This window comes from Streptomyces sp. AM 2-1-1 (assembly GCF_029167645.1).
Taxonomy (GTDB): domain Bacteria; phylum Actinomycetota; class Actinomycetes; order Streptomycetales; family Streptomycetaceae; genus Streptomyces.
Genome location: NZ_CP119147.1, coordinates 5,513,229 through 5,527,917, shown reverse-complemented (window position 1 = coordinate 5,527,917; position 14,689 = coordinate 5,513,229). Strand labels below are relative to the sequence as shown.

At 72.9% G+C, this 14,689-nt stretch carries 9 protein-coding genes; 6 read left to right on the top strand and 3 right to left on the bottom strand.

From position 1 onward, the window contains the following. Positions 1–124: 124 nt before the first annotated feature. From PZB77_RS24145 to PZB77_RS24135, 3 genes are all read right to left on the bottom strand, one after another. Positions 125–1,585: a glutamate synthase subunit beta gene (locus PZB77_RS24145; protein ID WP_275494716.1), complete on the bottom strand. Its 1,461-nt coding sequence runs from the start codon at positions 1,583–1,585 to the stop codon at positions 125–127. Continuing rightward, the gene (gltB, locus tag PZB77_RS24140) at positions 1,578–6,137 is read right to left on the bottom strand and encodes a glutamate synthase large subunit (protein ID WP_275494715.1); all 4,560 of its coding nucleotides are present in this window, start codon (positions 6,135–6,137) and stop codon (positions 1,578–1,580) included. Before gltB ends, PZB77_RS24145 begins: the two co-directional genes overlap by 8 nt. Before the next feature lie 400 nt (positions 6,138–6,537). Then, entirely contained in the window at positions 6,538–7,272 is a 735-nt protein-coding gene (locus PZB77_RS24135) for a VIT1/CCC1 transporter family protein (protein WP_275494714.1), read from the bottom strand. A gap of 465 nt (positions 7,273–7,737) precedes the next feature. Between PZB77_RS24135 and PZB77_RS24130 the strand changes: the two genes are divergently transcribed. From PZB77_RS24130 to PZB77_RS24105, 6 genes are read left to right on the top strand one after another with little or no spacing between them, the layout of a single operon-like run. Further along, complete coding sequence (locus tag PZB77_RS24130; protein ID WP_275494713.1) at positions 7,738–8,859, top strand: ADP-ribosylglycohydrolase family protein; 1,122 nt, start codon at positions 7,738–7,740, stop codon at positions 8,857–8,859. Positions 8,860–8,879: 20 nt separating this feature from the next. Beyond that, positions 8,880–10,100, top strand: coding sequence for an ADP-ribosylglycohydrolase family protein (locus PZB77_RS24125; protein WP_275496198.1), 1,221 nt, complete (start codon positions 8,880–8,882; stop codon positions 10,098–10,100). After that, complete coding sequence (locus PZB77_RS24120; RefSeq protein ID WP_275494712.1) at positions 10,045–11,229, top strand: ADP-ribosylglycohydrolase family protein; 1,185 nt, start codon at positions 10,045–10,047, stop codon at positions 11,227–11,229. Before PZB77_RS24125 ends, PZB77_RS24120 begins: the two co-directional genes overlap by 56 nt. Continuing rightward, the gene (locus PZB77_RS24115; protein ID WP_275494711.1) at positions 11,226–12,593 is read left to right on the top strand and encodes an ADP-ribosylglycohydrolase family protein; all 1,368 of its coding nucleotides are present in this window, start codon (positions 11,226–11,228) and stop codon (positions 12,591–12,593) included. Before PZB77_RS24120 ends, PZB77_RS24115 begins: the two co-directional genes overlap by 4 nt. Then, positions 12,590–13,474, top strand: coding sequence for a ribokinase (gene rbsK, locus PZB77_RS24110; RefSeq protein WP_275494710.1), 885 nt, complete (start codon positions 12,590–12,592; stop codon positions 13,472–13,474). The genes PZB77_RS24115 and rbsK overlap by 4 nt, the downstream gene beginning before the upstream one ends. Beyond that, positions 13,471–14,670: a CoA transferase gene (locus PZB77_RS24105; protein ID WP_275494709.1), complete on the top strand. Its 1,200-nt coding sequence runs from the start codon at positions 13,471–13,473 to the stop codon at positions 14,668–14,670. Before rbsK ends, PZB77_RS24105 begins: the two co-directional genes overlap by 4 nt. Positions 14,671–14,689 lie beyond the last annotated feature (19 nt).

Below are 14,689 nucleotides of genomic sequence, written 5' to 3'. Positions count from 1 at the left end.
GCGCCGCGGCGCCCACCCTGGTCCGGTCGGGGACGAGGTGGGCGCCGCGTTCAGTTCCGTACGCCGTTGTACGGGACGTCTGCTCCGGGTCCGGCCGTGTCGGCCGGTTCCGGCGGTAGGGGGGTCAGACCATCAGGGAACGGTCCGTGGGGCGGATCGGGGCCGGCAGGGCGCTGGTCCCGGTCAGGAAGCGGTCCACCCCGCGTGCCGCGGAACGGCCCTCGGCGATGGCCCACACGATGAGCGACTGGCCGCGGCCCGCGTCACCGGCGACGTAGACGCCTTCGACGTTGGTCGCGTAGTCGGCGTCGCGGGCGATGTTACCGCGCTCGTCGAGGCCGAGTCCGAACTGCTCGACGAGGCCGTTGGCCTGGTCGGTGCCGGTGAAGCCCATGGCGAGGGTGACGAGCTGGGCCGGGATGCGGCGCTCGGTGCCGGACTTCTGCTCCAGCTTGCCGTCCTTGAACTCCACCTCGATGAGGTGCAGCGCCTGGACGTTGCCGTCCTCGTCGCCCTCGAAGTGGGTGGTGGAGACGGAGTAGATCCGCTCGCCGCCCTCCTCGTGCGCGGAGGTGACCTTGTAGAGCATGGGGAAGGTCGGCCAGGGCTGGTTGGCGTTCCGGTCCTCACCGGGCCGGGGCATGATCTCCAGCTGGGTGACGGAGAGCGCGCCCTGGCGGTGGGCGGTGCCCACGCAGTCGGCTCCGGTGTCGCCGCCGCCGATGACCACGACGTGCTTGCCCTCGGCGGTGATCGGGGAGACCGTCAGGTCGCCCTCCTGCACCTTGTTGGCGAGCGGGAGGTACTCCATCGCGAAGTGCACCCCGTTCAGCTCACGGCCCGGAACGGGCAGGTCGCGGGAGACGGTGGCACCGGCAGCGACGACGACCGCGTCGTAGCGGCGGCGGAGCGCGTCGGCCGGCATGTCGGCGCCGATCTCCACCTCGGTGCGGAACTTGGTGCCCTCCGCGCGCATCTGCTGGATGCGGCGGTTGATGTGCGACTTCTCCATCTTGAACTCGGGGATGCCGTAGCGCAGCAGACCGCCGATGCGGTCGGCGCGCTCGTACACGACGACCGTGTGGCCGGCCCGGGTCAGCTGCTGGGCGGCGGCCAGTCCGGCGGGGCCGGAGCCGATGACGGCGACGGTCTTGCCGGAGAGGCGCTCGGGCGGCTGCGGGGTGACGTCGCCGCTGTCCCAGGCCTTGTCGATGATGGAGACTTCGACGTTCTTGATGGTGACGGCCGGCTGGTTGATGCCGAGCACGCACGCCGACTCGCAGGGAGCCGGGCACAGCCGCCCGGTGAACTCCGGGAAGTTGTTCGTGGCGTGCAGGCGCTCGGACGCGGCGGTCCAGTCCTCGCGGTAGGCGTAGTCGTTCCACTCGGGGATGAGGTTTCCGAGCGGACAGCCGTTGTGGCAAAACGGGATGCCGCAGTCCATGCAGCGGCCGGCCTGCTTGCTGATGATGGGGAGCAGGGAGCCCGGAACGTAGACCTCGTTCCAGTCCTTCACGCGCTCGCCCGCGGGGCGGGTCTGCGCGACCTCGCGCCCGGTGGTCAGGAAGCCCTTGGGGTCAGCCATGGGTCGCCGCCTCCATCATCTTCTCGGTGGTCTCCTGCTCGGAGAGACCGGCGAGCTCAGCGGCGTCCTTGGCGGCGAGCACTGCCTTGTAGGTGGACGGGATGATCTTGCTGAAGCGGGTCACCGACGTGGCCCACTCGGCGAGGAGCTTCTCGGCGACGGTCGAGCCGGTCTCCTCCTGGTGGCGGCGCACGACGTCGTGCAGCCACTGGCCGTCGGCCTCGGAGAGTTCCTCGATCGCGCTGCGGCTGCCCGGGTTGACGTGGGGGCGCTCCAGGTCGATGACGTACGCGACCCCGCCGGACATGCCGGCGGCGAAGTTGCGGCCGGTCTCGCCGAGGACCACCGCGTAGCCGCCGGTCATGTACTCGCAGCCGTGGTCGCCCACGCCTTCGGAGACGACGGTGGCTCCGGAGTTGCGGACGCAGAAGCGTTCGCCGGTGCGGCCGCGCAGGTACAGCTCGCCGCCGGTGGCGCCGTAGCCGATGGTGTTGCCCGCGATGGTGGAGTACTCGGCGAGGTGGTCGGCGCCGCGGTCCGGGCGGACCACGACCCGGCCGCCGGAGAGGCCCTTGCCGACGTAGTCGTTGGCGTCGCCCTCCAGGCGGAGGGTGACTCCGGCGGGGAGGAAGGCGCCGAAGGACTGGCCGGCCGAGCCGGTGAAGGTGATGTCGATGGTGTTCTCGGGCAGGCCCGCACCGCCGAACTTCTTCGTGACCTCGTGACCGAGCATCGTACCGACGGTGCGGTTGATGTTGCGGATGGCGACCTGGGCGCGGACCGGCTGGGCGGCTTCCGGGCTGTCGGCACCGAGTGCGTCGGCGGCGAGCTTGATCAGCTCGTTGTCGAGCGCCTTGGCGAGGCCGTGGTCCTGCTCGTGGATCCGGTGGCGGACCGCGCCCTCGGGGAGGGCGGGCACGTGGAACAGCGGCGCCAGGTCGAGGCCCTGGGCCTTCCAGTGGGTGATCGCCCGGTCGGTGTCGAGGAGTTCGGCGTGGCCGACCGCCTCTTCGATCGTGCGGAAGCCCAGCTCGGCGAGGATCTCGCGGACCTCCTCGGCGATGAACTGGAAGAAGTTCACCACGTACTCGGCCTTGCCGGAGAAGCGGTCGCGCAGCACCGGGTTCTGCGTGGCGATGCCGACCGGGCAGGTGTCGAGGTGGCAGACGCGCATCATGACGCAGCCGGAGACGACGAGCGGCGCGGTCGCGAAACCGAACTCCTCGGCACCGAGCAGTGCGGCGATGACGACGTCGCGGCCGGTCTTGAGCTGGCCGTCGGTCTGCACGACGATGCGGTCGCGCAGGCCGTTGAGGAGCAGCGTCTGCTGGGTCTCGGCGAGGCCGAGCTCCCAGGGGCCGCCCGCGTGCTTGAGCGAGGTGAGCGGGGAGGCGCCCGTTCCGCCGTCGTGGCCGGAGATGAGGACGACGTCCGCGTGGGCCTTGGAGACACCGGCCGCGACCGTTCCGACGCCGACCTCGGAGACCAGCTTCACGTGGATGCGGGCCGCCGGGTTGGCGTTCTTGAGGTCGTGGATCAGCTGAGCCAGGTCCTCGATGGAGTAGATGTCGTGGTGCGGGGGCGGCGAGATGAGGCCGACGCCCGGGGTGGAGTGCCGGGTCTTGGCGACCCAGGGGTAGACCTTGTGGCCGGGCAGCTGGCCGCCCTCGCCGGGCTTGGCGCCCTGCGCCATCTTGATCTGGATGTCGTCGGCGTGGACGAGGTACTCGCTGGTGACACCGAAGCGGCCGGAGGCGACCTGCTTGATGGCCGAGCGGCGTGCCGGGTCGTGCAGACGGTCGGCGTCCTCGCCGCCCTCGCCGGTGTTGGACTTGGCGCCGAGCTGGTTCATCGCGATGGCGAGCGTCTCGTGCGCCTCGCGGGAGATCGAGCCGTACGACATGGCGCCGGTGGAGAAGCGCTTGACGATCTCGGAGACCGGCTCGACCTCGTCGACGGAGATCGGGGCGCGGTCGGAGGTGAAGCCGAAGAGGCCGCGGAGCGTCATCAGCCGCTCGGACTGCTCGTTCACCCGGTCCGTGTACTTCTTGAAGATGTCGTACCGGCGGTTGCGGGTGGCGTGCTGGAGGCGGAAGACCGTCTCGGGGTCGAAGAGGTGCGGTTCGCCCTCGCGGCGCCACTGGTACTCGCCGCCGATCTCCAGCGCGCGGTGCGAGGCCGCGATGCCGGAGGACGGGTACGCCTTGGTGTGCCGGGCGGCGACCTCCTTGGCGACGACGTCGAGGCCGGCGCCGCCGATCTTGGTGGCGGTGCCGTTGAAGTACGTCGCGACGAAGGCCTCGTCGAGGCCGACGGCCTCGAAGACCTGGGCGCCGCGGTAGGAGGCGACGGTGGAGATGCCCATCTTCGACATGACCTTGAGGACGCCCTTGCCGAGGGCGTAGATCAGGTTGCGGATGGCCTGCTCGGGCTCGATGCCCTCGATGAACGTGCCGGCGCGGACGAGGTCCTCGACGGACTCCATGGCGAGGTACGGGTTGACCGCGGCGGCGCCGTAGCCGATCAGCAGGGCGACGTGGTGGACCTCGCGGACGTCACCGGCCTCGACCAGCAGGCCCACCTGGGTGCGCTGCTTGGTGCGGATGAGGTGGTGGTGGACGGCCGAGGTGAGCAGCAGCGACGGGATCGGCGCGTGCTCGGCGTCGGAGTGCCGGTCGGAGAGGACGATGAGGCGGGCGCCGTCCTCGATGGCGGTGTCGACCTCGGCGCAGATGGCCTCGATGCGGGCGGCGAGCGCCTCGCCGCCGCCGCTGACGCGGTAGAGGCCGGCCAGGGTGGCGGCCTTCATTCCGGGCATGTCGCCGTCGGCGTTGATGTGTATCAGCTTGGCGAGCTCGTCGTTGTCGATCACCGGGAAGGGCAGCGTGACGCTGCGGCACGCCGCGGCGGTCGGCTCCAGGATGTTGCCCTGGGGGCCGAGCGAGGAGCGCAGCGAGGTGACGAGCTCCTCGCGGATGGCGTCCAGCGGCGGGTTGGTGACCTGGGCGAAGAGCTGGGTGAAGTAGTCGAAGAGGAGCCGGGGCCGGGCGGAGAGCGCGGCGATCGGCGAGTCCGTGCCCATGGAGCCGAGCGGTTCGCCGGCGGTGCGGGCCATCGGGGCGAGGATGACGCGGAGCTCTTCCTCGGTGTAGCCGAAGGTCTGCTGGCGGCGGGTGACCGAGGCGTGGGTGTGCACGACGTGCTCGCGCTCGGGCAGGTCGCCGAGCTCGATCTCGCCGGTCTCCAGCCACTCCTCGTAGGGCTTCTCGCCCGCGAGGCCGGCCTTGATCTCGTCGTCCTCGATGATGCGGTGTTCGGCGGTGTCGACGAGGAACATCTTGCCGGGCTGGAGGCGGCCCTTGCGGACGACCTTGGCGGGGTCGATGTCGAGGACGCCGACCTCGGAGGAGAGGACGACGAGGCCCTCGTCGGTGACCCAGTAGCGGCCGGGGCGCAGTCCGTTGCGGTCGAGGACCGCGCCGACCTGGGTGCCGTCGGTGAAGGTGACGCAGGCCGGGCCGTCCCAGGGCTCCATCATCGTGGCGTGGTACTGGTAGAAGGCGCGGCGGGCCGGGTCCATGGAGTCGTGGTTCTCCCACGCCTCGGGGACCATCATCAGCACCGAGTGCGGCAGCGAGCGTCCGCCGAGGTGGAGCAGCTCCAGGACCTCGTCGAAGGAGGCCGAGTCGGAGGCGTCCGGGGTGCAGACGGGGAAGATGCGGTCGAGCGCGGCCTCTCCGAAGAGTCCGGAGGCGAGCTGCGACTCGCGGGCCTTCATCCAGTTGCGGTTGCCCTTGACCGTGTTGATCTCGCCGTTGTGCGCGACGAAGCGGTAGGGGTGTGCCAGCGGCCAGCTGGGGAAGGTGTTGGTGGAGAAGCGGGAGTGGACGAGCGCGACGGCGGTGGCGAGACGGCGGTCGGACAGGTCGGGGAAGAACGGCTCCAGCTGCCCGGTGGTGAGCATGCCCTTGTAGACGAGGGTGCGAGCGGAGAGCGACGGGAAGTAGACACCGGCCTCCCGCTCGGCACGCTTGCGCAGGACGAAGGCCTTGCGGTCCAGGGCGATGCCGGTGCTGGTGCCGTCGGCGACGAAGATCTGCCGGAACTCGGGCATGGTGGCGCGGGCGCCCTTGCCGAGGAGGCCGGGGGTGACCGGGACCTCGCGCCAGCCGAGGACGTCGAGGCCCTCTTCGGCCGCGATCTTCTCGATCTCGGCGACGGCGTCCGCGGAACCGTCGGCGGGGAGGAAGGCGATGCCGACGGCGTACGCGCCGGCTTCCGGGAGGCCGAAGCCGGTCTCCTCGCGGAGGAAGGCGTCCGGGACCTGCAGGAGGATGCCGGCGCCGTCGCCCGAGTCGGGCTCGGAGCCGGTGGCGCCGCGGTGTTCGAGGTTGCGCAGTACGGTCAGCGCCTGCTCGACCAGCGCGTGGCTGGCCACACCGGTCAGGGTGGCGACGAACCCGACACCGCAGGCGTCGTGCTCGTTACGGGGGTCGTACATCCCCTGCTGGGCGGGGCGACCGTCCATGGGCGACCAGGCGTGGATGCGCATCGGCTCTCCCGTCGTCGTCGTGGCATATGCAGTGCCGAGGGACGACGTTGGCCCTCTGCGAAATTTCGTGCAGGTTACATGATGGGGCGCTTCTCGCTAACCGGAAGGCCCGTTCCAACATACGGACACTGCATCACGGTCGATGGGGTCGCAGTCGGAGAGATCAGCGCCCGGGGAGCCACGGAGCGCAGGCGTCGTTGCCTGCGGTGTCTGAGGCTCATGCCCGGCGGCCATGCGATCGAAACCAGCAAGTAACGATTACTTATGTGGAGTCGTGCATAGGCTCTCATTTTACGTCGTGCGGGCCCCGTACGCCCAGAGAGGGAAACCAGGACGTACGTCACACGTATTTCCGGGGCGTTGCGGGTTGTGCTCCAGGTCGCCCTGTGCACGGAGCCGCTCAGCCGCCGACCGCCACCCCGAAGAGCCCGCCGAGACCGTAGGTGAGCGCGGCCGCCGTACCGCCCAGCAGCAACTGCCGCAACCCGCTGAACCACCAGCTGCGCGCCGTCACCCGGGCCACCACCGCGCCGCAGCCGAAGAGGCCGAGGAGCGCGAGCAGGACGGCGGGCCAGAGCGCGGTCGCGCCGAGCAGGTACGGCAGCAGGGGCAGCAGGGCACCGAGCGCGAAGGCCGCGAACGACGAGACCGCGGCGACGAGCGGCGACGGCAGGTCGCCGGGGTCGATGCCGAGCTCCTCGCGTGCGTGGATCTCCAGGGCCTGTTCCGGGTCGCGGGAGAGCTGCTTGGCGACCTCGGCGGCGAGTGCGGGTTCGACGCCCCGGGAGACGTAGAGGTCCGCCAGCTCCCGCATCTCGTCGTAGGGGTGCTTGCGCAGCTCCCGCCGCTCGACGTCGAGTTCGGCCTCCACCAGCTCGCGCTGGGAGGCGACCGAGGTGTACTCGCCGGCCGCCATCGAGAAGGCGCCCGCCGCGAGGCCGGCCAGGCCGGTGATGACGAGGGTCCGGTGCGAGACGTCGCCGCCCGCCACCCCGGTCATCAGCGCGAGGTTGGAGACCAGACCGTCCATCGCGCCGAACACGGCGGGGCGCAGCCAGCCGCCGGTGACGTCCCGGTGGGTGTGGTTGTCGCGGTGCGCCTCGTGCAGTGCGGCGTCGGTCTCGATGATGGACACAGTGCTCCCCTATCCGCCGACGGTTCCGCAGCCCCTCCGCCCACCGCCCGACACCGTCGAAAATACGCACGAATTCCGGCGCCCGCCAGCAAGGCAGGCCGTACTTACCACCGCGCTGACCAGCGAAGACAGGTATGGCTCACCTTCCTTGCCGACCCCGCGCGCACCCCTCGCCGGGAGCTCCGTAGGACACGGCCGAGGGTCTCGGCCCGGGGCGCGGCGGAGGGCCTGTCCCCGTTCACCCGTACGGCTGGCCCACCTGACCCGGCCGTCATCCTTTCGGGTATGACCTGAGGGGGAGAGGGGCTTCTCCGCAGGGATTTCCCGTTCCTCCGTCCAGCCCCTCACTCCGTTTCGTCTAGGTTCATCCGCATGGCCCTTTTATTCCGGTTGTCAGCCTTCCCGGCCGTCGGGCGTGGCACAGATCGGACAGGGGGGAATCGTGTACGGACGAAGGGTCGACCGATGGAACCGATCACCGGCAAGGACCGGGCCCGGGGGGCGTTGCTCGGGCTGGCCGTCGGGGACGCGCTGGGTGCCCCGGCGGAGAACCTGAGACCGTCGCAGATCCGCGCCCGCTGGGGCCGGATCGAGGGCTTCGTCAGCGACGATCCGGCGGGTACGGACGACACCGAGTACGCGATCTTCTCCGGGCTGCTGCTGGCCCGCCACGGTTCGGCCCTCACCGTCGCGGACGTGGACCGCGCCTGGCACCACTGGATCGCCGATCTGGACGAAGGGCCCTTCCGGGGAGCCGGGTTCAGCGAACGCGGCACCCTGGAGAACCTGCGCCGGGGGCTGGCCGCCCCGATCTCCGCACAGCACCGGCACGCGTGGAGCGACGGACTGGCGATGCGCGCGGCCCCGTTCGGGGTGTTCGCGGCCGGCCGGCCCGCCGAGGCGGCGCGGCTGGTCGCCATCGACGGGCAGGTCAGCCACGACGGCGAGGGGATCTACGGCGGCCAGGCGGTCGCGGCCGGGGTCGCGGCGGCGATGGTCGGGGCGAGCACCTCTTCCGTGGTCGCGGCGGCGCTGTCGGTGGTGCCGATGGACTCGTGGACCGCGCGCTCCCTGCGGCGGGCGGTCACCGCCGCGCAGCACACGTACCCGGACCGGCTGACGGCGGAGCGGGCGGTGCGGTCCGCGGTGGTGATCGCCGGCTATCCGTGGACGGACCTGGCGCCGGAGGCGGTGGGCCTGGCGTTCGGCGCCTTCACGGCCGCGCGGGGAGATTTCCGCGCCGCCGTGCTCACCGCGGTGAACATGGGGCGGGACGCGGACACCACGGCGGCGGTGGCCGGGGCACTGGCCGGGGCCTGGCAGGGTGCGGCGGCGATCCCCTCCGAGTGGGCCACCGCGATCGGCCCGGTGCGCGGCAGCTGCCTGCCGTCGATGCGGGGCTACCACGTGCTGGACGTCGCGGAGTTGCTGACGGCGGGCGAACCCGCGGCCGGGCGGGAACGGCCCGCCGACGGGACGGCGGGCGCGGCTCGGATGGCGGCGGCTCCGGTGGCGGCGACCGGGAGCGCGCCGCCGGACGACGTCTCACCGGTGTCCCTGCCGCACGCGGAAGGAGTGCTCCGGTGACGGCGGCCGGCACGGACGCCGTGCTGCCGGAGGCGGAGCCGCGCGAGGTGTCCCGGCGGGAGCGGATCGAGGGCCTGCTGCTGGGGCTCGCCTCCGGGGACGCGGCCGGCTGGCCCGCCGCCCGGCACCGGGCGGCCCGGATGCCCGAGTGGACGCGGCGGCTCACCCGGGAGCTGGACACCTTCGCCGAACTGAACGCCACCACCACGCTGCCGGTGCCGATCGCGCTGAACCAGCCGCCGGAGCCGCTGCGGCTCGGCCCCTCCGACGACGCCGAGTGGGCCGCCTTCGCCGCCGGTACGGTGCTCGCCGCAGCGGCCGACACGGCGCGGGGGCTCGCCCCCGACCGCCGGATGCGCGACGCCGTGGACCGCGCCTGGAACGCGCTGGCCGCCAAGGTCGCCGCGGCCAGTGAACGGGCGCCGGAGGTGGAGGCGGCGGTGCTGCCGCTGCGCGCCCGGATCTCGGTGCGCGCCGGGCTCGGCAACCTCGCCGCCGGGCTGCGCCCGCCCGCCACCGGTCACGACAACCCGCACTACTTCGACGACGCCGCCTGCGTGCGGGCCGCGGTGCTCGCGGTGGTGCACCCGGGCGATCCGGCCGCCGCCGCCACGCTCGCCGAGTTCGACGCCCGGTACACCCAGGACGGTGACGGGGTGCACGGAGCGCGGGCCATCGCGGCCGCCGTCGCCGAGGCTCTCGCCGGGGCCGACGTGCGGGCCGTGGTGGACGCGGCGCTCGCGCAGCTCCCCGAGGGCACCGAGATCGCGCGCAACGCGGTGCACGCGGTGCGCCTCGCGCGGGAGTTCGCGGACGAACCCGCCGGAGCGTTCTCGCTCGTCCCGGTCCTGGAGCACCAGATCGTCGACCACGTCTACAGCTACGGCATCGCGGCGGCCGAGACGGTCCCGGTGGCGCTCGCGCTGACCACGGCGGCGCGGGGCGAGATCGCCCAGGCGGTCCCGGCGGCCGCCTGCCTCTCCCGGGTCGCGGACTCGGCGCCCGCGCTCGCCGGGGCGCTGACCGGAGCGCTCGGCGGCATCCGGACCGTACCGTCCGGGTGGCGGGAGGCGTGCCGGACGCTCGCCGGCTGTGCGCTGCCCCGGTTCGCGGGCACCGATCTGATGGAACTCGCCGGGCTGCTCGCAGCCACGGAACAGGCCGCCACGGGTGGACAATTCAGCCATGATCCCCACAGCGAGTACGCAACACCCCGTATCGGACACGCTTTCCCTCGATGAACGAGTGACCGGAGCCCTCGTCGGAGCCGCAGTGGGCGACGCCCTCGGGGGGCCGGTCGAAGGCTGGACCTCCGAGCAGATCGCGGAGCGGCACGGCGGTCCGGTGAGCGGGATCGTCGGCCCCTGGTACGGCGACGACTGGCGCACGGCCCGCCCGATCGCCCCGTACCACAAGGGCGATGGGCACGTCACCGACGACACCTTGATGACCCACGCGCTGGTGCGGGTCTACGACGCGGTCCGCGGCCACCTGGACGCGTACTCCGTCGCCACGCACCTCGTCCCGGACCTGATCTCCACCCCGCGCTGGATCCCGGAGCTGGAGGCGGAGGCGCTGCCGCTCCAGCGGATCTTCCTCGCGGAGAAGTGGCTCGTGGCGCGGGTGCACTACGGTCACGTCGATCCGCGCGAGGCGGGCAGCGGAAACATCGTCAACTGCGGTGCGGCGATGTACATGGCGCCGGTCGGGCTGGTCAACGCGGCGCATCCGGAGGCGGCGTACGCGGAGGCACTGGAGGTCGCGGCGCCCCACCAGTCCTCCTACGGCCGGGAGGCGGCCGGGGTGTTCGCGGCGGCCGTCGCCGCCGCGTGCGTGCCGGGTGCCACGCCCGGCTCGGTGGTCGAGGCGTGCCTGGCGCTCGCCAAGGACGGTACCCGCGCGGCGATCGAGGCGGTGTGCGAGGAGGCGGTCCGGCACGGCGACACGGCGTCGGCCCTGGCGCCGCTGCGGGAGGCGGTCGCCCCCTTCGACACGGTCGGCCCCGACTACCGCTCCCCCTCGCTCGGCGCCCGACGGCCTTCCCGGCTGCACTCCATCGAGGAGTTGCCCGTCGCCCTCGGCATGCTGCTGGCGGGGGGCGGTGACTACCGCCGTACGGTGCTGGGTTCGGTGAACTACGGCAGGGACTGCGACTCGATCGCCACCATGAGCGGGGCGATCGTCGGCGCGCTGTACGGCGAGGCGGCGGTGCCCGAGGAGTGGGCGAAGACGGTCGCCTCGGCGAGCCGGCTCGACCTGCACGCCCCCGCGCGGACCCTGACGGCGGTGGCGCGCGAGGTGTTCGCCGCCGACACCGCCCGCCGCCGTGCGCACGAGGCGGCCTTCGCGGTCCTGGCGGGTGAGCGGTGAACGTACGGCTGACCTGGGTCCAGCCGGAGGACCTGATCGGACACGAACTGCGCCAGGCGGAGCAGGACGGCCGGGACGCCTCCCGGATCGCCCGCCGGTGGTACGCGGCCGGCGGCCCGCCCGCACCGGAGCGGGCCGGGGCCTCCGAGCCGCCCGCACCGCCGCGCCTGCGCGCTCTCGCCGAGCGCCTGCTCGACGAACTCGCGCTGCTCGAGACTCCGTTGGCGGCGATGGAGCCCACGGAGCTCCAGGACGTCCGGGCGCTCTGCCCGCGGTGGCCGGCTCCGCCGCCCGCTCGGCCGGCCCCGGACCGGGACCGGCTGCACGCCGGGTGGCTGGGCAGGGCGGCGGGCTGTCTGCTCGGCAAGCCGGTGGAGAAGCTCCCGCTGGAGGGCATCCGCGCGCTGGCCCGGGCCACCGGCAACTGGCCGCTCACCGACTGGTTCACCGCCCGGGGCGTGCCCGCCGGCCTCCTGGCCGCGCACCCCTGGAACCGTCGCTCCGGCCCCACCTCGCTGGCGGAGAACATCGACGGGATGCCGGAGGACGACGACCTCAACTTCCCGCTGCTGACCGTGGTGCTGCTCCAGCGCCACGGGCGTGCCTTCAGCACCGGCGACCTGGCGCGGCTCTGGCTCGACGAGCTGCCGGCCGGCCGGGTCTTCACCGCGGAGCGGATCGCGTACCGCAATCTGCTGGACGGCGTGGAGCCGCCGGGGACGGCCCGCCACCGCAACCCGTTCCGCGAGTGGATCGGCGCACAGATCCGCGCCGACGTGCACGGCTGGACCTGTCCGGGCGATCCGGGTGCGGCGGCGGAACAGGCGCACCGTGACGCGGTCCTGACCCACACCGCGAACGGCGTGTACGGGGCGATGTTCACCGCGGCGGCGCTGGCGGAGGCGGCCGGCGGGGAGAGCGACGTGCACGGCTGCCTCGCCGCCGGGCTGCGGGTGGTGCCGCCCGGTTCCCGGTACGCCGACGCGGTACGCCTGGGCATCGGGGCGGCGGGGACGGGGGGCGACTTCGACACGGTGGTGGACCGGCTGCACGCGGTCTACGCCGCCACGCACCACTGGGTGCACGTGCTGCCCAACGCGGCGCTGCTGGCCGCCGCCCTCACCCACGCCGACGGCGACTTCACCCGTTCGATCGGCAACGCCGTGATGGGCGGCTGGGACACCGACTCGAACGGGGCGACCGCCGGATCGCTCGCCGGCCTGCTCGCGGGCCGCCCGGACGCCCTGCCCGGCCACTGGACCGCCCCGCTGAAGAACCGGCTCGCCACCTCGGTGGCGGGGTTCGACGGCACCGGCTTCGACACCCTCGCCGAACAGACCTACCAGGAGGCTCTGTACCCATGACCCGTATCGCGGTGCTCGGCAGCATCAACATGGATCTGGTCGCCTACGTCGCACGCGCGCCCGCGCTCGGCGAGACCGTCGCCGGGAAGGAGTTCCGTACGGTGCCCGGCGGCAAGGGCGCCAACCAGGCGGTGGCCGCCGCGCGTGCGGGCGGAGAGGTCACGATGATCGGCGCGGTCGGCGCCGACGCGTACGGCTCGCAGCTGCGGGGCGGTCTGGAGAGCGCGGGGATCGACACCGCTCTGGTGCGCACCGCCGAGGGCGCGAGCGGCACGGCGCACATCGTGGTCGACGCCGAAGGCGCCAACGCGATCGTCGTGGTACCAGGCGCCAACGGCACGTTCACCGGGCTCGGGCCCGCCGAGACCGCCGCCGTGGCCTCGGCCGATCTGCTGCTGCTCCAGCTGGAGCTGCCGCTGCCGGCGGTCGCCGAGGGGGCGCGGACCGCCCACGCGCAGGGGGTGCGCACCATCCTCACCCCCGCCCCCGTCCAGCCGCTGCCCGACGAACTCCTCGACCACGTGGACCTGCTGGTCCCCAACGAGCACGAGGCGGCGCGGCTCTCCGGCTTCGAGGACCCGTACGCCGCCGCGCAGATCCTGCTCCGCCGGGTGCCGGAGGTCGTCATCACCCTCGGTTCGAAGGGCTGCCTGTACGCGGCCCGGGGCGGCGAACCCGTGCACTTCGCCGCCCCCGAGGTGACCACGGTCGACACGACCGGCGCGGGCGACACCTTCGTCGGGACGCTGGCCGTGGCCCTAGGCGAGGGCAGGCCGGTCGCCGAGGCGGTCGCCTGGGCGTCCTCGGCCGCCGCCCTCTGCGTGCAGAAGCCCGGTGCGTCCACCTCCATGCCCTACCGAAGCGAGATCGATGCCTCATGACCGCACCCGCCTCCCCTCCCCTGTCCGGCCTGCGGGTCCTGGATCTGGCCACCCTCTTCGCCGGTCCGCTCGCGGCGACCATGCTCGGTGACTTCGGCGCCGAGGTGATCAAGGTCGAGCACCCGCGCAAGCCCGACCCCTCGCGCGGGCACGGTCCGGCGAAGGACGGGGTCGGCCTCTGGTGGAAGCTCCTCGGCCGCAACAAGCGCAACCTCACTCTGGACCTGTCGAGCCCCGGCGGGCGGGAGGTGCTGCTGCGGCTGGCCGCGGAGACCGACGTGATCATCGAGAACTTCCGGCCCGGGACCCTGGAGCGGTGGGGCCTCGGCTGGGAGGAGCTGGAGGCGGCCAACCCGCGGCTGGTGCTGACCCGGGTGACGGCCTTCGGTCAGTTCGGCCCCTACTCCCACCGCCCCGGGTTCGGGACGCTGGCCGAGGCGATGAGCGGGTTCGCGTCGATCACCGGGGAGCCGGACGGGCCTCCGACGCTGCCGCCGTTCGGCCTCGCCGACTCGATCGCGGCGCTCGCCACCGCCTACGCCGTGATGGCCGCGCTCGCCGGGCGCGACCGCACCGGGCGCGGGCAGGTCGTCGACATGGCGATCATCGAGCCGATCCTGACGGTGCTGGGTCCGCAGCCGCTCTGGTTCGACCAGCTCGGCCATGTCCAGCAGCGCACCGGCAACCGGTCGCGGAACAACGCCCCGCGCAACACCTACCGCACCTCGGACGGCCAGTGGGTCGCGGTGTCCACCTCGGCGCAGTCGATCGCCGAGCGGGTCATGCGGCTGGTCGGGCGCCCCGAGTTGATCGACGAGCCGTGGTTCGCCTCGGGGGCGACCCGCGCCGAGCACGCGGACGAGCTGGACGAGGCGGTCGGGCGCTGGATCGCCCGGCACACCCGGGACGACGCGCTCGCCGCGTTCGAGAAGGCGGAGGCGGCCATCGCGCCCGTCTACGACGTCCGGGACGTGATGGAGGACCCCCAGTACCGGGCGCTGGACAGCGTGACGGAGGTCGACGACCCGGAGCTGGGCCCGCTGCGGATGCAGAACGTCCTCTTCCGGCTCTCCGGCACCCCCGGCGGCATCCGGTGGGCGGGCCGCCCGCACGGGGCCGACACCGAGGAGATCCTCACGGAGCTGGGCCTCTCCGGTGCGCGGATCGCGGCGCTGCGCTCCGAAGGGGCGCTGTGACGGCGCCCGGGGCGCGCCC